19 protein-coding genes are annotated in these 22,996 nt (G+C 47.0%); 15 read left to right on the plus strand and 4 right to left on the minus strand.

The genetic code is table 11. The annotated features are described in order from the left end of the window. Window positions 1–90: 90 nt before the first annotated feature. The 5 genes from KFV11_RS05545 to KFV11_RS05565 all read left to right on the plus strand — a co-directional run bounded on the left by KFV11_RS05545 (window position 91) and on the right by KFV11_RS05565 (window position 5,328). Window positions 91–291, plus strand: a complete 201-nt coding sequence (locus tag KFV11_RS05545) for a DUF1659 domain-containing protein (protein WP_170234540.1) — start codon at window positions 91–93, stop codon at window positions 289–291. A 30-nt stretch (window positions 292–321) separates the two neighbouring features. Beyond that, the gene (locus KFV11_RS05550) at window positions 322–537 is read left to right on the plus strand and encodes a DUF2922 domain-containing protein (RefSeq protein ID WP_149458761.1); all 216 of its coding nucleotides are present in this window, start codon (window positions 322–324) and stop codon (window positions 535–537) included. Between the two features lie 99 nt (window positions 538–636). Further along, window positions 637–1,755 (plus strand): exonuclease SbcCD subunit D, encoded by a 1,119-nt coding sequence (locus tag KFV11_RS05555; RefSeq protein ID WP_254249442.1) that lies wholly within the window; start codon window positions 637–639, stop codon window positions 1,753–1,755. Further along, a complete protein-coding gene (locus KFV11_RS05560; protein ID WP_254249443.1) occupies window positions 1,742–4,630 on the plus strand; it encodes an AAA family ATPase in 2,889 nt (962 codons plus the stop codon). The genes KFV11_RS05555 and KFV11_RS05560 overlap by 14 nt, the downstream gene beginning before the upstream one ends. Window positions 4,631–4,716: 86 nt before the next feature. Beyond that, window positions 4,717–5,328 (plus strand): SCO family protein, encoded by a 612-nt coding sequence (locus tag KFV11_RS05565; RefSeq protein WP_149458758.1) that lies wholly within the window; start codon window positions 4,717–4,719, stop codon window positions 5,326–5,328. 36 nt (window positions 5,329–5,364) lie between these two features. Here KFV11_RS05565 and mscL read toward each other — a convergent pair whose 3' ends face one another. Continuing rightward, a complete protein-coding gene (mscL, locus tag KFV11_RS05570; RefSeq protein ID WP_149458757.1) occupies window positions 5,365–5,730 on the minus strand; it encodes a large conductance mechanosensitive channel protein MscL in 366 nt (121 codons plus the stop codon). Between the two features lie 220 nt (window positions 5,731–5,950). Here mscL and KFV11_RS05575 point away from each other — a divergent pair, with 220 nt between their 5' ends. The 4 genes from KFV11_RS05575 to KFV11_RS05590 all read left to right on the plus strand — a co-directional run bounded on the left by KFV11_RS05575 (window position 5,951) and on the right by KFV11_RS05590 (window position 12,280). Continuing rightward, on the plus strand, window positions 5,951–7,489 hold the full coding sequence (locus KFV11_RS05575; RefSeq protein WP_254249444.1) for a glycine betaine uptake BCCT transporter: 1,539 nt from the start codon (window positions 5,951–5,953) through the stop codon (window positions 7,487–7,489). Between the two features lie 100 nt (window positions 7,490–7,589). Continuing rightward, entirely contained in the window at window positions 7,590–8,948 is a 1,359-nt protein-coding gene (locus KFV11_RS05580) for a TrkH family potassium uptake protein (RefSeq protein WP_367305190.1), read from the plus strand. 134 nt (window positions 8,949–9,082) lie between these two features. Next, window positions 9,083–11,791: an aconitate hydratase AcnA gene (acnA, locus tag KFV11_RS05585; RefSeq protein WP_149458754.1), complete on the plus strand. Its 2,709-nt coding sequence runs from the start codon at window positions 9,083–9,085 to the stop codon at window positions 11,789–11,791. Window positions 11,792–11,863: 72 nt separating this feature from the next. Next, window positions 11,864–12,280 (plus strand): acyl-CoA thioesterase, encoded by a 417-nt coding sequence (locus tag KFV11_RS05590; RefSeq protein ID WP_149458753.1) that lies wholly within the window; start codon window positions 11,864–11,866, stop codon window positions 12,278–12,280. A gap of 66 nt (window positions 12,281–12,346) precedes the next feature. Here KFV11_RS05590 and KFV11_RS05595 read toward each other — a convergent pair whose 3' ends face one another. Together KFV11_RS05595 and plsY are read right to left on the minus strand one after the other, a co-directional pair. Beyond that, the gene (locus KFV11_RS05595; RefSeq protein WP_149458752.1) at window positions 12,347–12,631 is read right to left on the minus strand and encodes a HesB/YadR/YfhF family protein; all 285 of its coding nucleotides are present in this window, start codon (window positions 12,629–12,631) and stop codon (window positions 12,347–12,349) included. An 8-nt stretch (window positions 12,632–12,639) separates the two neighbouring features. Beyond that, complete coding sequence (plsY, locus tag KFV11_RS05600) at window positions 12,640–13,221, minus strand: glycerol-3-phosphate 1-O-acyltransferase PlsY (protein WP_254249445.1); 582 nt, start codon at window positions 13,219–13,221, stop codon at window positions 12,640–12,642. A 187-nt stretch (window positions 13,222–13,408) separates the two neighbouring features. Between plsY and KFV11_RS05605 the strand changes: the two genes are divergently transcribed. From KFV11_RS05605 to alsT, 5 genes are all read left to right on the plus strand, one after another. Next, complete coding sequence (locus KFV11_RS05605; protein WP_149458750.1) at window positions 13,409–14,107, plus strand: CoA transferase subunit A; 699 nt, start codon at window positions 13,409–13,411, stop codon at window positions 14,105–14,107. Beyond that, entirely contained in the window at window positions 14,107–14,748 is a 642-nt protein-coding gene (locus tag KFV11_RS05610) for a 3-oxoacid CoA-transferase subunit B (protein ID WP_170234537.1), read from the plus strand. The genes KFV11_RS05605 and KFV11_RS05610 overlap by 1 nt, the downstream gene beginning before the upstream one ends. A gap of 167 nt (window positions 14,749–14,915) precedes the next feature. After that, entirely contained in the window at window positions 14,916–16,928 is a 2,013-nt protein-coding gene (gene parE, locus KFV11_RS05615; RefSeq protein WP_254249446.1) for a DNA topoisomerase IV subunit B, read from the plus strand. Then, window positions 16,928–19,330, plus strand: a complete 2,403-nt coding sequence (gene parC / locus KFV11_RS05620; RefSeq protein WP_254249447.1) for a DNA topoisomerase IV subunit A — start codon at window positions 16,928–16,930, stop codon at window positions 19,328–19,330. Before parE ends, parC begins: the two co-directional genes overlap by 1 nt. Window positions 19,331–19,435: 105 nt before the next feature. After that, window positions 19,436–20,914 (plus strand): glutamine transporter AlsT, encoded by a 1,479-nt coding sequence (alsT, locus tag KFV11_RS05625; protein WP_246143117.1) that lies wholly within the window; start codon window positions 19,436–19,438, stop codon window positions 20,912–20,914. 22 nt (window positions 20,915–20,936) lie between these two features. Here the strand turns inward: alsT and KFV11_RS05630 are convergent, their stop codons facing one another. Continuing rightward, window positions 20,937–21,917, minus strand: a complete 981-nt coding sequence (locus KFV11_RS05630; protein ID WP_254249448.1) for a DUF1002 domain-containing protein — start codon at window positions 21,915–21,917, stop codon at window positions 20,937–20,939. A 132-nt stretch (window positions 21,918–22,049) separates the two neighbouring features. Here KFV11_RS05630 and glcT point away from each other — a divergent pair, with 132 nt between their 5' ends. Then, window positions 22,050–22,895: a glucose PTS transporter transcription antiterminator GlcT gene (glcT, locus tag KFV11_RS05635; protein WP_149458744.1), complete on the plus strand. Its 846-nt coding sequence runs from the start codon at window positions 22,050–22,052 to the stop codon at window positions 22,893–22,895. The last annotated feature ends 101 nt before the right edge of the window (window positions 22,896–22,996 follow it).

The raw sequence follows: 22,996 nt of genomic DNA on the forward strand, positions 1-22,996 counted from the left end.
ATTCACCTCATGCTCATTATAGAAAAAATAACCTGCTGTGTCTATTCCTCGTCCTTTATTCGATATATAGAGTGTAAAGGAGGTGATCATATGTTAAAGGAAGTCGTGCTTAGTCTTACTTATGTCGCTGATGTTTCAGAGAGCGGCAAGGAAGTCCGTAAGACGCGCCGCTTCAATCAAGTGAGAATGGACTTGACTGAAGCTCAGGCCAACAGCTTTAAAGAGCTAATCGCCGTGCTGACCGGCGAAGACTATGTCTCAGCAGAGAAGATCGAAACGAAGACTGTATAGCAGACGAAAAAAAGATGAGGAGGTGATTTGATGAAAACATTACAGATGGTATTTACGACTGATTTCGGTAAGAGCTACCAGTTCAACATCGCGCATCCGAAAGAGCAGCTGACTGCAGCTGATGTCCGGAATGTCATGCAGTCCATTGTCACTGGAAACTATTTTGAGACAACAAACGGTCGTCCTGTCGCAGTGAAAGAAGCGAAGCTTGTGGAACGTATTGAGACACCATTATTTAAACTGTAATCAGTGTTCAGGTTTTTCAGCACGAGGTTATTTATCTGACAGGGCATGTCTGATTCATCGGGCATGCTTTTTGTGTATAATGCAGATGAGGTGATGACTATGAAATTAATGCATATAGGAGATTTACATATCGGCCGCACACTGAACCAGCACTCTCTGCTGGAAGATCAGTCCTACATACTCGGTCGAATCATTGAGGAGATTGACCGGCTTCATATAGAACTGCTCATCATTGCCGGCGATATTTATGACCGTTCGCTGCCGTCGAAAGAAGCGGTGCTGGTGTTTGAACAGTTCATCCGGGCGGTGAACATCGACCGGAACATACCTGTGCTTGCTGTCAGCGGCAATCATGACGGCGCTGAGCGGCTGGGCTACGGGAAAGAATGGTTCAAGACGCATGGGTTCCACATCAGTACGGCGATTGCCGACAGCTTTGAGCCGGTCGTTTATGATGACATCCATTTCTATTTAATCCCGTATATAGAGCCGGTAGAAGCACGGTTCTATTTTGAGGATGACACGATCACAAGTCACGGGGCGGCATACAGCGCTGTCATCAGCCGGATAGAAGCGCAGCTGGACATGACGAAGACCAATATCGCTGTCAGCCACCTCTTCATTAAAGGCGGCGATGAAAGTGATTCAGAGCGGCCTCTATCGCTAGGCGCGGTTGAATACGTGCCAAAAGAGCTGTTCAATCACTTTGATTATGTGGCGCTCGGCCATCTGCATCATCCCTTTGCCGTGAATTCCGCGACTATCAGCTATAGCGGCAGTCTGTTGAAGTATTCGTTCTCTGAAGCGGATCAGCCGAAAGGATTCCGCATGATAGACACAGATGACGGCATCACTAACACATTCATACCGCTCAAGCCGATACGTGATGTGAAGGTCCTTGAAGGCTCATTTGATGATTTCTACCAGCAGCCGGCAGCGGCGCATCAGGAAGATTATCTGAAGATGATCCTGAGTGATATGCGTCACGTCAATGACCCGATGACCAAACTGAAGCAGGTTTATCCGTACTTGCTGGAGCTAAGGCATGCTGATGAAGTGAAAGTTCAGGAGACAGCAGCCGTCAAAATCATAGAGCAGAGCGATGCGGATATTATGAATCTGTTTGCGGCTGCACTGACAGCGGAACCGCTGACAAAAGGACAGCTGACGATCATCAATCGACTGCACGGGGGAGGAGACAAGCATGAGACCGATTAAACTGGAACTGCAGAACTTCGGGCCGTTCATCCATGAAACCATTGATTTCACACAGCTGGGTGACCATCACTTATTTCTGATCAGCGGGCGGACCGGCTCAGGCAAGACGATGCTGTTTGATGCCATGACGTATGCACTGTACGGTGAAGCTTCTACCGCGGCAAGAGATGAAGCAGCACTCCGCAGTCATTTTGCTGAAGCAGGGCAGCCGACTTTTGTCCGCTTTCAGTTTGCGCTGAACAACCGGGTATATGAAGTCACCCGTCATCTTACTTACATCAAGCCCGGCAACAAGACGAAGACGCTGCCGAAGCTCGAAGTGATTGAACAGCTCGGCGATGACAGGAAGCTGCTCGCGAAAAGCGTCAAGGATGGCAACCAGCAGCTGAAGGAGCTGCTGAAGATAGACGCCAATCAGTTCCGGCAAATACTGATTCTGCCGCAGGGAGAGTTCAAGAAATTTCTAGTGGCGGGCAGCAGCGAGAAGCAGAAGGTGCTGAGGACGCTGTTTGATACAACGCGGTTTAAAGCGCTTGAAATTAAGCTTGCTGAGGAGACGAAAGCGCTGCAGCAGCAGGTCCGTGAAACTGAGCAGGAAATAGAAGTGCTCCTCAGTCAGTTTAAATCGGAGCAGCAGCTGGACGGTTCAGCGGTCAGTCAGCTGGAGGAACGCGGTAAAGAAATCACCAGGCAGCAGGAAGCAGCTGCGGCTCTGGAGGAGCGGCTTGTGGAGTATCAGGCAGCTGCAGACAAGGCGGAGCAGCAATTACAGAGCGCTGCAGCAGTGAATCAGGCGATCGAGGAGCGGCAGCAGGTGACTGAGCAGCTGACCGGCCATCGTCAGCAGCTTCCTGACGTGAGCGAACGAGAACGGCAACTTGATGTCATGCGCGCGATGGAGCAGCTGACGGACGTACAGACGGATGCCGAGGAAGAGCAGCAGAAACTGACTGCAGTCATTGAAGAGGCGGCTGCTAAAAGTGAGACGCTCCAGTATATCCAGCGCGAAATAAAAGAACGGTCTGACCAGCTGGCAGTGCTTGAGGAGCGGCAGCCGCAAGTTGAAGAGATGAGAACAAGACTGCATGACTGGCAGCTGTTCTATCTCAATAGAGATGATTACGGGCGGCTGAAGCAGACAATAGCTGATTATTCAAAGGAATATCAACAGTATGAGGACAAAATGGGTCAGCTGGCAGCACAGCAGCGCCAGATGACGGAGCAGCAGCTTCAGCTGAAAGACAGTATTCAAGTCTTTAAGGAAGAAATCGAATGCGGGCAGGAGCAGCTGTCGCACTTTGCAGTTCAGATGAAGGCAGCCGAGCTGCATGAGTCAGAGAACAAGACGAATGAACAGGAGCTTCGACTGATCAACAAGCAGCTGAGTCAGCTGCTTGCCTCCTACGATGAAGAGCGCTGTGCAGCAGCGCTATTGCGGCATCAGTTACATGACGGAGAAGAATGTCCGGTCTGCCGGCAGACGGTTTCTCAAGTCGTGCAGAGTGAAGAGCCGCTATTCGACATGCAGCAGCTCCGGGATTTACAGGAGCAGCGGGTACGACTGGAGACAAGGCTTACACACCGGGAAACAGCAGCTGGAATTCCGGCGCGCTATGCAGCACTGGCACAGTCAGTGGCCGGTCTTGAGGACGAGCAGGACCGGACGTCAGCAGCGCTGGCAGCACTGACTAGAGAGATGGACGAGCTCCGTGAGCAGCAGGCACATATGAAAGCACAGCGGACAGCAGCCGATGTCAAGCTGGAGTATTATAAGGCTCAGCAATCGCAGTTCACTGCGGTGACGGGATTTTCTTCCTATGATGATTTTTATGAGCAGTACCGCAGCATGCAGCAACGGGTCGGCGACTACGATGAAGAACTGAGAAATGCTGAGCTGACGCTCGATCAGCTGACGCAGCAGCAGCAGCACGAACAGCAGCTGTATGAGCGTATCAATGGCGAGCAGCGTGAGCGGCAGCTGAATGTGCAGAAGCTGACGCAGAAATATGAATCGATGCTGAGCGGGTTTCAGCTGACTAAGGAGCAGCTGCCGGCGACATTTGATGAGCAGCTGATGGCTGAACTTGAGGACCGGCTCGACTGGTATAAAGAGCAGGAGCAGGCAATGACAGTCAAAATAGCGGATTTGACAGCACGCATCGGGACGCAGCACTTCACAGATTTACAACCGCTTGAAATGGAATTCGAGCGGCAGCGGACAGTATACGAGCAGCAGCAGGAAAAACTGAGACGGCAGCAGTACCAGCTGGAACATAATATCAGCTTGATGGCACGTCTGCAGCATGTTTTGGCGGATTATCAAAAGACAGTCGGAAGACATGAGGAAATCGTGACGCTTGCCCAGCTGTTCGGTGGACGCAACCGCCAGAAGCTCACACTTGAAAACTTCGTGCTGACTTATTACCTTGAACAGACACTGAAACAATCCAATACAAGGCTCGATCAAATGACAAGCTATCGTTATCAATTTCAGCGGAAGACGCAGGTGACTCAAGGCTACAGCGGCCTTGAAATAGAGATATTTGACAACTACAGCAACAAGGTGCGCGATATCTCGACGTTATCCGGCGGCGAAACGTTTCTGGCGTCACTCGCTTTAGCGCTCGGCTTAAGCGATTATGTGACACAGCTGTCCGGCGGCATTAACCTGGAGTCGGTCTTCATCGATGAAGGATTCGGTACACTGGACAGCGAGACGCTGGAAACAGCCATTGCATCGCTTGTCGAACTGGAGCAGAGCGGCAAGATGGTCGGCTTAATATCGCATGTGCAGGAACTTAAAAACCGTATTCCTGCGATATTAACTGTCAACAGCAGCGGTTATTTAAGCACGACAGCTTTCAAAATTAAATAATTGTAATCATTTGGTCAAATATTTCTTTGTTATCATATTTATGCCGGCCTGCCATTTTGATATATTAAAACAAATAGGAGGGAAATATGAAGAAATATATCATTCTTATCGTGTTAACAGTCTTAATGACAGCATGCGGGAAGTCAGCGATTGCACCTGCGAGCGGCTACGGTAATACAGTCAGTTCGTTCAGTGCAACCGATGAAGACGGTAAAACGTTTACTAATAAAGATTTAAAGGGGAAAGTATGGATTGCGGACTTCATGTTCACAAACTGTAAAACAGTCTGTCCGCCGATGACTTACAATATGAGTACAGTCGTTGATGAGCTGGAGAAACAGCACGTTAAAAATTACGGCATCATCAGTTTCAGCGTGGATCCAAAGCGCGATAAGCCTGAAGTCATGAAGAACTATGTGGCAAAGTATGGCTCTGCAATGAAACATTGGAAGCTGCTGACGAATTATGACGAGAAGTTTATCCGCCAGTTTGGAGAAGAAAGCTTTAAAACCATTGTCGTGCCGCCATCTAAAAATAATGATCAGGCAACGCACGGCACATCATTTTACTTGATTGACCAGAACGGAACCGTTATTAAGGATTATATCGGTAAAGATACAGGTGATCAGAAATTCCCGAAAGATCAAATTGTCAAAGATGTTAAAGTGATGAGTGACAAAGGACCTTATAAGAAATAAAAAACATCCCATCAGTGATGGGATGTTTTTTGACGTTTAGATGTTTTTGCTGCGAAGTAAGTCACGGATTTCAGTTAATAAAACAGTGTTCTCTTCGATTGTTTCTTCTTTTGGTTTCGCTTTTGTTAATTTGTTGAATACTTTGACGAAAAGGAAGATAGAAACAGCAACGATCAAGAAGTCGATGATGGATTGAATGAAGACACCATATTTAATACCTTTATAAGCCCATTGTGAAGCAAAATCAGTGTTACCGAAAATCAGTGCGATAAGCGGCATAATGACACTTTGTACAAGTGCTGTAACAATCTTGCCGAATGCTGCCCCGATGACAACAGCTACTGCTAATTCAAGGACGTTCCCCTTAATAGCGAAATCTTTGAATTCCTGCCATAATGACATGTATAGTCACCTCCTATAAACTATAGCATACAATAAAAACAGTATATAAAAAAGAATTTTTTTCACTTTTTTTCACTTTTTCCTGATTGCAGCTGTCGCAGTAACTGTACGGCTAGTGAGGAAGCGGATTCAATAAATGCCGATAAAATGGTTCGTTTGATAAATAACTGGATATACGTTATAGTAATACATGTTTTTTAAAATAGGAAAGGAGTATTAAATGAAAAATCAAAAGAAAATCACTAATGTATTCTATATTTCGCTTGTATTAGTGCTGCTGACAGTGATGCTGGGTGCATTGTTTCCACAAGGATTCGGGGAAGTCACCAGCAGAATCAACGCGTTCATCACACGGGATTTCGGCTGGTACTATGTCATGTTATCTGCTGTCATCGTCGCTTTCTGTGTATTCCTGATATTAAGTCCGATCGGCAAGCTGAAGCTCGGAAAACCATCCGACAAACCGGAATTCAATATCGTTTCATGGTTTGCGATGCTGTTCAGTGCAGGGATGGGAATCGGCCTTGTGTTCTGGGGAGCCGCTGAGCCGCTGAGTCATTTTATGGCGCCGCCGACCGCTGAACCGAAGACCGATGAAGCGTTTAAAGAATCGTTGCGCTCGACATTCTTTCACTGGGGCTTTCATGCCTGGGCGATTTATGGTGTTGTCGCACTGGCCCTTGCCTACTTTCAGTTTCGAAAAGGTGAACCCGGCCTGTTATCACATACTTTAAGACCGATATTCGGTGATAGAGTAGAAGGCTGGTTCGGCACTATCATTGATGTACTTGCAGTATTTGCAACGGTTGTAGGGGTTGCAGTTTCTCTCGGGATGGGTGCTCAGCAGATCAATGGTGGATTGCATTATCTCTTCAATGTTCCTAATACTTTCTGGGTTAAAGTCATCATTGTTGTCATCGTGACTATTTTGTTCCTGATGAGTGCATGGAGCGGATTGTCTAAAGGCATCCAGATTTTAAGCAACGTCAATATTATTATCGCAGCGCTGTTACTGATCAGCGTGCTGATTCTCGGCCCGACCATCCTAATCCTGAATATGTTCTCAACGACCGTCGGAGATCTGCTGCAGCATTTCATGTATTTGAGTTTTGATGTGGCACCGCTCAATGAACATAAGAAGGACTGGATGTCGTCATGGACGCTTTATTACTGGGGCTGGTGGATGAGCTGGAGTCCGTTCGTCGGTATTTTCATCGCCCGGGTCTCTAAAGGGCGGACCATCCGTGAATTTCTGATCGGTGTTCTTATGGTGCCGGCACTGTTAAGCTTCTTCTGGTTCAGTGTGTTCGGCACGACGGCAATACAAATGTTCAAGAAAGTGCCGGGTATCGGTGAGCTTGCTGTTGAACTTCAACTGTTTGCAGTGTTTAAGGAAGTGCCGATGGGCTTCGGCTTATCATTGATCGCGCTTGCTTTAATTGCGACTTTCTTCATTACATCTGCTGACTCTGCGACATTTGTCCTCGGCATGCAGTCGACTCACGGTTCGCTGAATCCGCCGAACTCCATAAAAATAATCTGGGGACTCGCGCAGTCATTGATTGCACTTGTGCTGATTTACGCCGGCGGATTGAATGCGCTGCAGAGTGCAGCTATTATTGTTGCCTTCCCGTTCTCATTCGTGCTGATCATGATGATGATCTCTCTCTACATGGATGGCAACCGGGAGCGGATGCGACTGGGACTCACTTTAAAACCGGACAAGCGTTTCCGCAAGGCGCAGCCACCCGAAAAATGATGATTGACCGTAAACCTGCTCAGGTTTACGGTTTTTTACTGTCTCCATTCAGCCGTCGCTTGCTTTATACTGGTGAAGATTATATATTGCATTTCACATCATTTGGTGGAACAATAAAGAAGCTAAGATTGGAGGAATCATTATAAAACGTCGAAAAACGAATCCATACTTTATTATTTTATCATCCTTTATAATGTTTCTGCTGGCAGGGACCGGGCTTCTGTCTTTACCGGTCTCACAGCTGAAACCGACGTCATTCATCGACTGTCTGTTTCTGGCGACAAGCGCCTTTACAGTGACCGGCCTGTCACCGATTGACATTACAGAGCACTTCAGTTATTTCGGGCTGACTGTGCTGCTCATATTGATACAGGCGGGCGGGCTTGGGCTGGTCACACTGGCGATGATTGTCTTCATTATGATCGGCAAGAAAGTAGGTCTCAAAAACCGCTTCCTTGTTTCAGAAGCACTGAACCAGGGGAATATCGGCGGTATTTTAAGGCTGGTCATGTATTTATTCTTTCTCAGTCTGGCGATCGAACTATCAGGCGCCGTCTTTTTAGCGATGGAGTGGATACCGGAGTTCGGTTTCTGGCAGGGACTGTACCGCAGCTTCTTCACGGCAGTCAGTGCCTTCAACAATGCCGGTTTTGCGCTGCACAGTGACAATCTGGTCGGTTACCGGTTCAATCCGGTCATCAACTTTGTCATTACGACGCTGATCATTCTCGGCGGGCTCGGCTTCACGGTGCTGATTGATGTCGCGAAGAAGACATCGTTCCAGAAGCTCCGGGTTCACACAAAAATTATGCTGCTCGGCACGCTCTTAATCAATGTCAGCGCGACTATTGTCATCTTTCTGCTGGAGATGGATAACCATCAGACGCTGGGCGGTCATTCCTGGTACAATCAGTTGCAGATGGCTTACTTCCAGGCTATCACCACAAGAACGGCTGGTTTTAATACGATAGACATCGGCGCTATGAACACGGATTCCATATTAGTCATGATGCTGCTGATGTTCATCGGTGGCGGTTCGACTTCAACGGCCGGCGGGATTAAGCTGACGACTGCTGCAGTCATTTTGTTCGGGACGATCAGTTTTATTAAGCAGCATGAGCAGATTAACATCTTTAAGCGGGCGATTGACTATAAAATTCTGCTCCGGAGCTTCGCGATTGTCGTGCTCAGTACGCTGATTGTCTTCACGATCACTTTTCTGCTTGTCCTTGCAGAACCAGACATCCCGTTCCTAAAGCTGTTCTTTGAAGCGGTGTCTGCCTTCGGTACAGTCGGGCTGACAATGGGTATTACCGATGACTTGTCTGTGATCGGTAAACTGCTGATTATTTTAATGATGATGATTGGTAAAGTCGGTATTTTGACGATAGTCTTCACCTTCTCACGACCGAGAAAACAGACGTATTATTTCCCGAAAGAAGATATTCTTACCGGATGACAGCAGCATGCTGCTAATGATAAGAAAAACTTATAACAATGTATTTGATATTTGAAATTTGATAACATTTACTTCTCGTTTCATATTGATTAAAATAGAGAAGTAAAGGATTAATTTAAATAGGGGGAACTAGTATGAATTCAAATCTTCAAAATGCTTCTAAGCAGACATTTGAATTGAATGGTAAGACTTATACGTTTTACAGCCTGAAATCTCTTGAAGAAGCAGGTCTCGGCGAAATCAGCAAATTGCCATATTCTATTCGTGTGCTGCTTGAATCTGTGTTAAGACAGTTTGACGGCCGCGTTATTACAGAAGAGCATATTAAACATCTTGTTAAATGGGGAAAAAAGAACGATCCAAATGCAGAAGTGCCATTTAAGCCGTCACGTGTTATTCTGCAGGATTTCACTGGCGTGCCGGCTGTCGTTGACTTGGCATCATTACGTAAAGCGATGGATGATGTCGGTGGGGATGTCACTAAAATTAATCCAGAAGTTCCAGTGGATCTCGTCATTGACCACTCAGTGCAAGTTGATGCCTATGGTAACGCGACTGCACTGCAGCGCAACGTCGAACTTGAATTTGCGCGTAATAAAGAGCGTTATCAGTTCCTGAACTGGGCGACTAAAGCGTTCGATAACTACCGCGCTGTGCCACCTGCGACAGGTATCGTCCATCAGGTCAACCTTGAATACCTTGCCAATGTAGTTCACGTTCGTGAAGCTGACGGCGAAAATGTTGCATTTCCTGACACATTAGTCGGCACAGACTCTCATACGACGATGATCAATGGTATCGGTGTTCTCGGCTGGGGTGTTGGTGGTATTGAAGCGGAAGCGGGCATGCTCGGACAACCGTCATACTTCCCGATTCCGGAAGTCGTCGGTGTTAAACTGACTAACGAATTGCCGGAAGGCGCAACAGCGACTGACCTGGCACTTCGCGTCACTCAGGAACTCCGTAAAAAAGGCGTCGTCGGTAAGTTCGTCGAGTTCTTTGGTCCGGGCGTTGTCAGCCTGCCGCTTGCAGACCGTGCGACAATCGCTAACATGGCACCGGAATACGGCGCAACTTGCGGCTTCTTCCCTGTTGACGAAGAAGCGCTTGACTACATGCGTTTAACAGGTCGTGATGAGGAACATATTCAAGTGGTCAAAGAATACTTGGTGACAAATAACATGTTCTTCACAGTCGACCAGCCTGAACCGACCTATACAGATATCGTGAAGCTTGATTTGTCAACTGTGGAAGCATCATTAGCGGGTCCAAAACGGCCTCAAGACTTAATTCCATTAAGTCAGATGAAAAAGGAATTCGTTAAATCTGTGACAGCGCCGGCCGGCAACCAGGGCCACGGACTGGATAAAGCAGAATTCGACAAAAAAGCAGTCATCAACTTCAATGATGGTCATCACGGCTTGATGTCGACAGGTGATATCGCTATTGCTGCGATTACTTCTTGTACAAATACATCCAACCCTTATGTCATGCTTGGTGCAGGTCTTGTCGCTCGCAACGCAGTGAAATTAGGACTGCAAGTACCTGAATTCGTCAAAACATCATTGGCACCGGGCTCTAAAGTAGTGACAGGTTACCTTGAGCAGTCAGGACTGCAGCAGTACTTGGATCAACTGGGCTTCAACACAGTCGGCTACGGTTGTACGACATGTATCGGTAACTCAGGACCGTTACTTCCTGAAATCGAAGATGCGATTGCACGGGAAGATCTGCTTGTGACTTCTGTACTATCAGGTAACCGTAACTTTGAAGGACGTATCCATCCATTAGTTAAAGCGAACTACCTGGCATCCCCTCAGCTGGTTGTCGCTTATGCCCTTGCGGGAACAGTGAACATTGACCTGCAGAAAGATTCACTGGGTAAAGGTGCAGATGGCCAGGATGTTTACTTGAAAGATATCTGGCCGTCAATCGATGAAGTCAAAGACGTCGTGCGCTCTGTTGTGACGCCTGACTTGTTCCGTAAAGAATATGCATCTGTTTTTGAATCCAATGAACTGTGGAACCAGATCGAATCTACAGATCAGCCGTTATACGACTTTGATCCGACATCTACTTACATTCAGAATCCGACATTCTTTGAAGGATTGACGCCTGAACCGGGCCGCATCGAGAGCTTGAATGGCCTGCGTGTCATGGGTAAATTCGGTGATTCCGTGACGACAGACCATATCTCTCCGGCAGGTGCTATCGGTAGAGATACACCGGCAGGCAAATATTTACTGGATAATGGTGTAGCTATTCGTGACTTCAACTCATACGGCTCACGTCGAGGTAACCATGAAGTCATGATGCGCGGAACATTTGCGAATATCCGCATTAAAAACCAGATCGCTCCGGGCACAGAAGGCGGATTCACAACTTACTGGCCGACAGGCGCTATCATGCCGATCTTTGATGCCTGCATGAAGTATCAGGCAGACGGTACTGGTTTAGTTGTACTTGCCGGCAACGATTACGGTATGGGCTCTTCACGTGACTGGGCAGCTAAAGGTACGAACTTACTAGGCGTTAAAACAGTCATCGCACAGAGCTATGAACGTATTCACCGCTCTAACTTAGTCATGATGGGTGTACTGCCACTGCAATTTTTACAAGGAGATTCTGCTGAATCACTTGGACTCACTGGTAACGAAACATTCTCAGTGGATATTGCTGAAGGCGTTAGACCACGTGACCACGTTAAAGTCACAGCGGTCAAAGAAGACGGTTCAACTGTGGAATTCGAGGCGCTGGCGCGCTTCGATTCAGAAGTCGAGATTGATTATTACCGTCACGGCGGCATTCTCCGCATGGTATTACGCGATAAACTCGCACAGTAATTAAGAATGACAGGCCGGCTACTTATGTAGTCGGTTTTTGTTTATGGTATAATGAGAGTAAGGAGTGTGGCTATGTTTACGACAGAATTAGAAATACCGGTCAGATATGCAGAGACGGATAAGATGGGTGTGGTCTATCATGCTAATTATTTGATCTGGTTTGAAGTGGCACGGACAGATTTCATTGAAAAAGCAGGGTTCAGCTATGCGGAGATGGAAGAAGCAGGAGTGATTTCTCCTGTCATCGATGCACAGCTGACTTACAAAAACTCGGTGACTTATCCTGAGAAAGTGACAGTTCTGACGTGGATTGAGTCTTATTCAAAGCTGAAGACGGTTTATGCCTATAAGGTTGTTAAAGAGGACGGCTCTGTAGCTGCCACAGGTACGACGACTCATATATTGATGAAACGCGGGACGAACAGACCGATCAGACTGGACCGCCATTTCCCGGAATGGCATGAACGCTATATGGCATTGTATTCATAAACTAAGTAATAAGAGCCCGGCATGTTATGAAATATAACATGCCGGGCTCTTATTTTATAGGTCTGCTTAGTTTGTGATCGTATATTTGATTTCGTCATTCTCACATGTGACATTAAGCACATTGTCTTCGTAATACCACAAATCTTTCTCATCCACGTAATATGTCAGACCGTCCTGTGTCTCTGAGTAGCCTTCCGGATCGACTGTATCGACTGTAAACGCCGGGCTGAATCCTTGTTTCAGATTGACATCGCCGCCGTAGCGCACGTAAAAACGGATAGCCTTGTTGTCTGGTATGTCCAGTTCTTTCTTGAACCAGCCGACTGCTTTATCATCTAGGTTAATTTTCATCTCGCACCTCACATCCAGGTTATTTTAGGCTCTTCTTTATTGATTATACGTTTGATGTTGGACCGATGTCTAATGATTACAATCAGCATGATGACAAAGGCAATGACAATCAATATCCAGTCCATGAAAACAATGGATAGGATGAAGTTAACAATACTTGCGATAATACTTGCCAGTGACACAAATTTGAATAAGTACAGCACGATGATAAATGTGATGGTCACGGCTACGAACAGGATCGGATTGACCCCCATAATGACACCTGCCGATGTAGCGACTGCTTTACCGCCTCTGAACTTTAAGAAGACGGGGTAAACATGACCGAGTATCGCGAAAAGACCGATGATGACACCATGAACTTCATGATTAAAAAGTAATGGTAGAAAGACGACAATAAAACCTTTGAAGATATCTAGTATCATCACGATGATTCCAGCTTTTTTCCCTAATACACGAAACGTATTCGTAGTTCCTAGATTACCGCTGCCAGACTGTCTGATATCTTTATTGTAGAAAACTTTGCCGATGATCAGACCGGATGGGAAGCATCCGATTAAATAGGCAAGCAGGAACATCAACACCATTGTCATATAGACATGCACTCCTTTGATAGCTGGTGCTAATAGTTTACCATAAAACCAGGAATGAAAGAAATTTTAATTGTTTCGGCGTCAGAAGTCCTGCTGTAAAAAAACGTCATTAAAATAATGTTTTTAAAAATTCTGAAAATATGGTATAACATAAATGAATAGGTATTCATTTTAAGGGGGATGCAGCATGTCAAAAGTGACGACTGATTTACATGAAGCACTGAACGGGCTTCAGGACGGGATGACGCTTGTAGTGGGAGGATTCGGATTGTGCGGAATTCCGGAGAAAGCGATACAAGTGATCAAAGATAAGGGGACGAAAGATTTGACCATCGTCAGCAATAACTGCGGCGTTGATGACTTCGGTCTCGGTATTCTGCTTGCCGGACGTCAGGTGAAGAAGATGATCAGCTCGTATGTCGGTGAGAACAAGACGTTTGAGCGTCAGTATCTGGATGGTGAACTGGAAGTAGAGCTGACGCCGCAAGGAACACTGGCAGAACGGCTTCGTGCGGGTGGTGCCGGCATACCCGGCTTTTATACCCGGACAGGTGTCGGAACCCCGGTTGCTGACGGCAAGGAAGTGAAGACCTTCGACGGGAAGGACTATTTACTGGAGCGGGGTATTACCGGTGATTATGGATTAGTTAAAGCATGGAAAGCTGATAAACTCGGCAATCTGGTCTTCCGTAAAACCGCCAGAAATTTCAATCCTCTCTGTGCAGCGGCAGGTAAAGTGACGATTGCAGAAGTCGAGCAGCTTGTTGAAGTAGGTGAGCTGGATCCGGATGACATCCATACGCCGGGCATATACGTGCAGCATGTTTATTTAGGCGAGAACTACGAGAAGCGTATTGAACGTAAAGTCGTCAAGGAGGAGAAATAATGGCAGAACGTCAACTGATTATTCAAAGAGCCGCAAAAGAGATCAAAAGCAACATGTATGTCAACCTGGGCATCGGATTACCGACGCTTGTAGCCAACGAAGCGACGGCAGACGTGCAGCATGTCTTCTATCAGTCCGAGAACGGGCTGCTCGGCATCGGTGCCTATCCGACTGAAAGCGCAGTCGATGCTGACCTGATCAATGCCGGTAAGGAAACAGTGACCGCTGTACAAGGAGCAGCGTACTTTGATTCAGCAGAAAGTTTCGCAATGATTCGCGGCGGCCATATCGACCTTGCCATTCTTGGCGGGATGGAAGTGTCAAGCAGCGGAGACCTGGCCAACTGGATGATTCCAGGTAAGATGGTCAAAGGCATGGGCGGGGCGATGGACCTTGTCAATGGTGCGAAAGAAGTGGTCGTCATTATGGAGCACGTGAATAAGCACGGTGAGTCAAAGGTGAAAGCTGAATGCACACTGCCGCTGACGGGCAGAGGTGTCGTCAACAAGTTGATCACAGATCTTGCGGTGTTTGAGTTCACTGACGGTAAGATGAAGCTCGTGGAACTGCTCGGAGATGCGACACTTCAAGAAGTGAAGGATAAGACGGAAGCCGCGTTTGAAACAGCTTGGCACGAATAAATACTGACGAAGAAACCTCAAGCAGGTTTCTTTTTTTTATATTAAAAATATAAATAATAATATTATGTAAACTTATTGTATTAATTAAACTTGATTTTTTCGCTAAAGTATATAAAAATAAGAACTGTGATAAAAACAACGAACATATGTTTGCAGGAGGAAGTAATTTGGCGAAGAATAATCAATATAATGACGAATCCATCCAGGTGCTGGAAGGCTTAGAAGCTGTAAGAAAACGGCCTGGTATGTATATCGGTTCAACAGACAGCCGCGGTCTCCATCATCTGGTCTATGAAATTCTCGATAACTCAATCGATGAAGCACTGAACGGCCATGGGACAGAAATCAGCGTGGTACTTAACAAAGATGGCAGTGTGACCGTTCAGGATAACGGCCGCGGTATGCCGACAGGTCTGCATAAAACAGGAAAGCCGACACCGGAAGTGATTTTCACTGTGCTGCATGCCGGCGGTAAGTTCGGTCAGGGCGGCTACAAGACAAGTGGTGGTCTGCACGGTGTCGGTGCGTCGGTTGTGAATGCGCTCAGTGAGTGGCTGGAAGTGACGATTCATCATAACGGCAAAGTTTTCGAACAGCGGTTTGAAAACGGCGGTGTACCGGTGACGACGCTCATTGAAAAGGGCACGACGAAACGGACAGGGACATCGGTCACGTTCAAACCGGATCCTAAAATCTTCAAAACAACGACGACTTTCAACTATGAGACGCTTGCTGAGCGGTTAAGAGAGTCAGCCTTTCTGCTGAAAGATCTGAAGATCACGCTGACTGACAAACGGGTAGAGCCTGAAACAGCAGAAGTCTTTCATTTTGAAGAAGGACTGAAGGCGTTCGTCTCATTTATTAATGAAGGTAAAGATACACTGCATGATGTGGCGATGTTCTCCGGTGAATCGAATGGGATTGAGGCGGAGATTGCCTTCCAGTATAATGACCAGTATTCGGAAACCATTCTCTCGTTCGTCAATAACGTCCGTACGAAAGACGGCGGAACGCATGAAGTCGGGATGAAGACTGCGATGACGCGGGTATTCAATGAATATGCGAGAAAGATCGGCGAACTGAAGCAGAAGGATAAAAATCTTGATGGTAACGATATCCGTGAAGGGATGACAGCGGTCATTTCGGTGAAGATTCCGGAAGAACTGCTGCAGTTTGAAGGGCAGACTAAGTCGAAGCTCGGCACGAGCGAAGCACGAAGCGCCGTCGATAATATCATCAGCGACCAGCTGCCGTACTTCCTCGGGGAGAACGGTCAGCTGTCACAGAACCTGGTGAAGAAGGCGGTCAAAGCGTCACAGGCCCGTGAAGCAGCACGTAAAGCCCGCGAGGAAGCACGGAACGGCAAGAAGAATAAACGCAAGGAGACGCTGCTGTCAGGTAAACTGACACCTGCCCAGAGCAAGAACACAGAGAAGAATGAGCTCTATCTTGTGGAAGGGGATTCAGCGGGCGGCTCTGCCAAGCTCGGCCGGGACCGTAAGTTCCAGGCGATTCTGCCGCTCCGTGGTAAAGTCATCAACACGGAGAAAGCAAAGCTTGAGGATATTTTCAAGAACGAGGAGATCAACACGATCATCCATACAATCGGTGCCGGCGTCGGTAGTGACTTTACGCTGAAGGACAGCAACTACAATAAAGTCATCATCATGACCGATGCTGATACGGACGGTGCCCATATTCAAGTGCTGCTCCTGACATTCTTCTTTAAATATATGCGGCCGCTGCTGGCAGACGGCAGAGTATATATCGCACTGCCGCCGCTCTACAAAGTAGCTAAAGGCAGAGGGAAAAGTGAAGTGATTGAATATGCCTGGACGGAGGACGAACTGAAGGACGTTCAGAAGAAAGTGGGCAAAGGCTTCACGCTGCAGCGCTATAAAGGACTTGGTGAGATGAATGCCGACCAGCTCTGGGATACGACGATGAATCCTGAGACGAGAACACTCATCCGTGTTCAGATTGACGATGAACTGCGCAGTGCTAAACGTGTGACGACGTTGATGGGTGACAAAGTGGAGCCGCGACGTGACTGGATTGAACGCCATGTCGAATTCGGCATGCAGGAAGATTCCAGTATCCTTGAGAATGATGAAGTCGCGCTGCTTGAAGCGCAGGATATCGAAATGATGGAGAATGTAACGATTGGAGATGAGGCATAGTGGCAGAACACATACAGACTTTACCGCTGGAAGACGTCATCGGCGATCGTTTCGGACGGTACAGTAAATATATTATTCAGGACCGCGCACTGCCGGATGTGCGTGACGGTCTGAAACCGGTGCAGCGGCGCATCTTGTTTGCCATGCACCAGGACGGCAATAGCTTTGACAGAAACTTCAGGAAGAGTGCGAAAACCGTCGGCAATGTCATCGGTAACTATCATCCGCACGGAGATACTTCAGTTTATGATGCTATGGTGCGTATGAGTCAGGACTGGAAACTGCGTCATGTGCTGATTGAGATGCACGGCAATAACGGCAGCATCGATAATGATCCCCCTGCTGCCATGCGTTACACTGAGGCGAAGCTGTCTAAGCTTGCGAGTGTGCTGCTGCAGGACATCCAGCATAATACGGTGGATTTCGTGCAGAACTTTGACGATACCGCGATGGAGCCGATGGTGCTGCCGGCAAAGTATCCGAATCTGCTCGTCAACGGGTCGACCGGTATTTCAGCAGGTTATGCAACAGATATTCCGACACATAACTTAGGGGAGGTCATCGATGCAACACTTGCGATCATTGACAAACCGTCAATTACAGTAGACGACTTGATGACGTTGATGCCGGGCCCGGATTTCCCGACCGGCGGCATCATTCAAGGCCGTGCCGGCATCAAGCAGGCCTACGAGACAGGCAAAGGAAAAGCAGTCGTCCGCGGCAAAGTGGCGTTTGAGGAACTGCGGGGCGGCAGAACTGAGATTGTCATCACAGAGATTCCATATGAAGTGAATAAAAGCACGTTAGTGAAGCGGATTGATGAGCTGAGAGCCGATAAGAAAGTGGAAGGCATCATTGAAGTGCGTGACGAAACTGACCGTGACGGGCTGCGCATTGCGATAGAGCTGAAGAAAGATGCCAATGCAGAAGGTATCTTGAACTTCCTCTATAAGAACACGGACCTTCAAGTGACGTATAACTTCAACATGGTGGCCATCAGTGACAGAAGACCTAAGCTGCTTGGGATCAAAGAAATACTGACGAGCTATATCGATCATCAGCAGGAAGTAGTGACGAGACGCAGTAAACACGAACTTGACCAGGCAAAGAAACGCATGCATATCGTTGAGGGACTGATTAAAGCACTGTCTATCATGGAAGAAGTGATCACGACGATCCGTGAGTCAAAAAATAAGCAGTATGCGAAGGAAAACTTAGTCAGCCGCTTTGACTTCACGCTGGACCAGGCGGAAGCTATTGTGACGCTGCAGCTCTACCGGCTGACGAACACTGACATCGCTGCGCTGGAAGACGAGCATAAAGAGCTGAGCAACCGGTTGACGGCGCTTGAGGAAATTCTCGGCAATCCGAAAAAGCTGATGCAGGTCATTAAAAAAGAACTGAAAGCGGTCAAGAAAGACTTTGCAACAGAACGGCTGAGTGCCATTGAAGACAAAGTCGCTGAAATTAAGATCTCAAAAGATATTATTGTGCCGAGCGAGGAAGTGATTGTCAGCCTGACCCGCGAAGGTTATATAAAACGCACGTCACTCCGGAGCTTCGGTGCAACCGGGCTCGACGAGATCGGGCTGAAGGAGGGGGACTTCCTGCTGACGCATGTGTCATCTAATCTGCAGCACGTCGTCCTTGTCTTCACGTCGCTCGGTAACTATATCTATGTACCGGTCGTCAATCTTCCTGACCATAAATGGAAAGAGCTCGGCATGCATATTTCACAGCTTGTCCCGCTGAAAGAAGGAGAACGGGTCATTCATATGATGACGGTTGCGGACTTTGAGCAGGGCGGCTTTATTATGACTGCCACTAAGGGCGGTATGATCAAGAAGACCAGCCTTGCTGAGTTCAGCACGAAGCGCTTCTCGCGGCCGATTCTGTCGATGAAGCTGAAAGATGATGACGAAGTGCTGCAGGCCCTCTACATCACAGGTGACGAAGAAGTACTGGTCGTGACGGCTAAAGGGATGGCGCTCCGCTACTCATTGAGTGAAGTCCCGGAGACGGGGATTAAAGCAGCAGGCGTGAAGTCCATCAATTTAAAGGAAGATGATTCGGTCGTTGCGACGGAATTATTATATCCGGACCACTTTATTGTTCTGGCGACGCACCGCGGGGCTGTCAAACGGATGAAGCTGGATACGGTTGAAGTCGGCCGACGTGCTAATCGCGGCGTCGTCGTGCTGAAAGAGATAAAATCCAATCCGCACCAGCTGGTCGGAGCAGTGGTCACTGAAGATGCTGGACACTATATGATCATATCGGATTCCGGAAATACTGAAACAGGGACGGTCAAAAGTATCAGGCTCACAGAACGCTATACAAACGGCAGCTTTGTTGTCGACACTGCAGATTTCGGTATGCCGAAGACGCTGATAACACTGTAGCATGCGTGTCTTCTTGTTCCTCGTATTTTAAAAAGTTATTTTTTATCCTCCTATTTATGATAAAATACGGTTATGTACGTATTTTTTCACAGGAGGATTTTTTATTTGAATTTCAATCACGTTAATTTTGACGCGCTTATACCGGAATGGTTTAAGACAATCGTCTCAACAGGTAATGCTTTGATCTGGACACAGTTTCTGATCGGCTTGCTGCTTTTAGCAGGACTGTTCTTCAGCTTAAGTTCAAGGTTTGTCCAGTTAAGATGGCTGCCGGAAATGTTCCGGGTCATCGGTGAGAAACCTGAAACATTAGAAGACGGAAAAAAAGGGATTTCTTCGTTTCAGGCGTTCGCAATCAGTGCGGCCAGCCGTGTCGGCACGGGTAACATTGCCGGCGTAGCGACAGCTATCGTTCTTGGTGGTCCTGGTGCGGTCTTCTGGATGTGGGTGATTGCGTTTTTCGGAGCGGCAAGTGCATTTTTTGAAGCGACGCTCGCGCAAGTCTACAAAGTAAAGGATGCTGACGGTGGATTCCGCGGCGGTCCTGCCTACTATATGGAGCAGGGGCTCGGCCAGAAATGGCTCGGCACGACATTTGCGGTATTGATCACTATCACGTTCGCCTTTGTCTTCAACATGGTACAGTCAAACACTATTGCTGAAAGCTTTAACACGCAGTACAACACACCAGCGTGGGTGACAGGTTTAATATTAGCTGTTATTACGGCTGTCGTTATTTTTGGCGGCGTACGCTGGATCGCTAATGTTTCATCTGCGATTGTGCCGGTCATGGCGATCTTCTACATCTTAATCGTCTTCTTCGTTTTAGTGACACATATTGGTGCCATTATCCCGATGATCATCAGTATTTTTAAAGGTGCCTTCGGCCTTGAGCCGGCATTCGGCGGGGCACTTGGTTTCACGATCATGCAGGGGATTAAGCGTGGCTTGTTCTCCAATGAAGCGGGTATGGGTTCTGCACCGAATGCAGCAGCTACTGCAGCGGTCACCCATCCGGTCAAACAAGGTTTAATCCAGTCGCTGGGTGTCTTCTTTGATACGATGCTTGTCTGTACAGCAACAGCCATTATGATTCTGCTCTATTCAGGGCTTGAGTTCGGTGACAAGGCACCTCAAGGGGTAGCGGTCACGCAGGCGGCACTGAACAGCCACATTGGTTCCTTCGGCGGAGTATTCCTGACGATCGCCGTCTTCTTGTTTGCCTACTCATCAGTAATCGGCAACTACTACTATGGGCAGTCTAATATTGAATATTTGACGACTAATAAAAGTGTCATGCTGATTTTCAGACTGCTGGTGGTCGTGATGGTATTCCTCGGTGCGGTGGTTAAAGTACAGACTGTGTGGGATACAGCTGACTTATTCATGGGTCTCATGGCTATCTTGAATATTACAGCGATTATCGGACTTGCGCACGTGATCTTTGAAGTAACGAAAGATTACAGTGCACAGAGAAAACGCGGACTGAATCCGGTATTCAGAAAATCGAATATCTCGACTGACCTGTCGCGTGTCGAAACGTGGGACGAAGAGTTCCAGAGCACGACATACCAAAAAAAATAAGCAGCTTCGGCTGCTTATTTTTTTATGCGGTCAATGATTTGAAGAAGTTGACGATGGCTGTGAAGAAAGACTTGAGCGCTGCCATGAATTTATCCATGACGCCCTGCTGCTCCAGTGAGTCCTTCAAGTTTTTACCCGCTTCCTTTGCTGTGTCAGCGGCCTGTTTAAAGCCCTCTGAGTTTTTGATGTCATTGACATAGTTCGTTGCGCTGTCGATAAATTTGTCAGCATTTGCACCTGTAAAGACGCCTTGATTCTGGGCATTCGTGATGAAGTTGATGATCAATGTGATCTGATTGCTGTTCAGGACATCACTCAGTCCGTTGTTATTGATTTTTTCGATGACGACATTTTTGATCTGGTCCTGTGATAAATTGCCGCCCTGTTTAGCGACTGCTGCTTTCGCCTCGGCAATGGCTTTATTCAGCTGTTCTTGAGAGTAGCCGGACTTGTTCTGATTGTCTTCGTTGATGCTCGTAATCGTAGTCAGTTCCTCCTGGGCGGCCTGTGTCTGATTCTTGTTGATGGCTTCACCTTGTGTCTCAAATGCTTTGTAGACACCTGCCAGTGCGCTTTCACCGGTGACGTCCTCTGCCGCAGCGATTTTAACGTCGGCATCTGTCACACCGGCAGTTAACAGGGCATTTTTATAAGTGTCCTCAGTAATTTTCGTAATTTGACCTTTTGATTCGTCAATATTCAGTGTCAGTCCGGAACCTTTGCTTAACTTCTTGATGCGGATGCTTGATTTCAATACAGCGTTTGATGACTGGAGGTTTAAATATTTATTTAAGTCATCGGCATGGACATAAGTCGTCTTATCAGAATCTGCTGTACCTAACAGCTGCTTTGTCGTATCCTGCAGCTGTGGATTGGACTCAAGAGCTGCACCGTAGACGGTGACTGCTTCCTGCCAAGCTTCTTCAGTGACTGCATAGGACGGTTTAGTGACTAGTGTCGAGCTCATCATAGCGATGCTGCTCAGTAGGAGTAAACGCTTCATTATTTTCATTTTTTAGAACTCACTTCCTTGTTTAATTGCTCATATTTGTTATATTTATATTAAATACAAGTCTTGCACTTAGTATAGCATGCAGAAAATAATCTGACATAGGGCTTAAGAATGAGGTAACGTATGGGTGAGTATATTATTGAAAAAGCATTGAATAACAATGTTCTCATCGCGAACTATTACGGCGAGGAAGTCGTGCTTATCGGCAAAGGGATTAGTTTCGGCAAGAAGCAGGGTCAGCGAATAGAGGCTGATAAGATTGAGAAGATTTATGAATTAAGGGGCTACCATGAGCAGGAACGCTATAAAACGCTGCTCGGTATGACGAATGACCGGGTCATTAAAACGGTCATTGAAGTGGTCGATACAATTAAGGAGATGGCATACGGTGAAGTAAATGATTCCATCTTATTATCACTGACCGACCACATTATTTTCGCATTGAAACGACTCGAGGACGGCATTGTGATTGCGAATCCATTTCTGAAGGAAACAGAAGCACTGTATCCTAAGGAGTTTGATATTGCGACTAAAGTCGTCGATATGCTGAATGATAAGCTCCGTGTCTATTTTCCGGACACGGAGAAAGGGTTTATCGCGCTCCACATTCATTCTTCCATCAATAATCATACGATGCGTGAGATGAATATGATGACTGAAGTGGTCGCGCGGGCGGTCCAGATCATCGAGCATGATCTGAAAATACAAGTGGACAAAGATTCATTAGTATATGCGCGTTTTGTCAGACACATCAGTTTCGCTGTGCAGCGCGTCATGATCAATGACCGGCCGCCCGAACAAAGAAATTTAGAAAAACTATTGAAACTTCAATATCCGGCATGCTACAATATTGCTGTTAAGATAGTAAAAATGATGCAGCAGCAGTTAAATAAACCGGTGTATGAATCCGAACTCGTTTATTTAACGATGCATATACAGCAGTTTAATACTGAAGTCGAAGACGTGTAACTGGTAATGCAGGCATGAGTTGGTGACTGGTACAAGGGACCAGTCTATACTCATGTCTTTTTTTGTATCATTTTTACCTTAAACAAAAAGGAGGAACACAC

Source organism: Macrococcus equipercicus, from assembly GCF_024205945.1.
In the GTDB taxonomy this organism is placed as follows: domain Bacteria; phylum Bacillota; class Bacilli; order Staphylococcales; family Staphylococcaceae; genus Macrococcus; species Macrococcus equipercicus.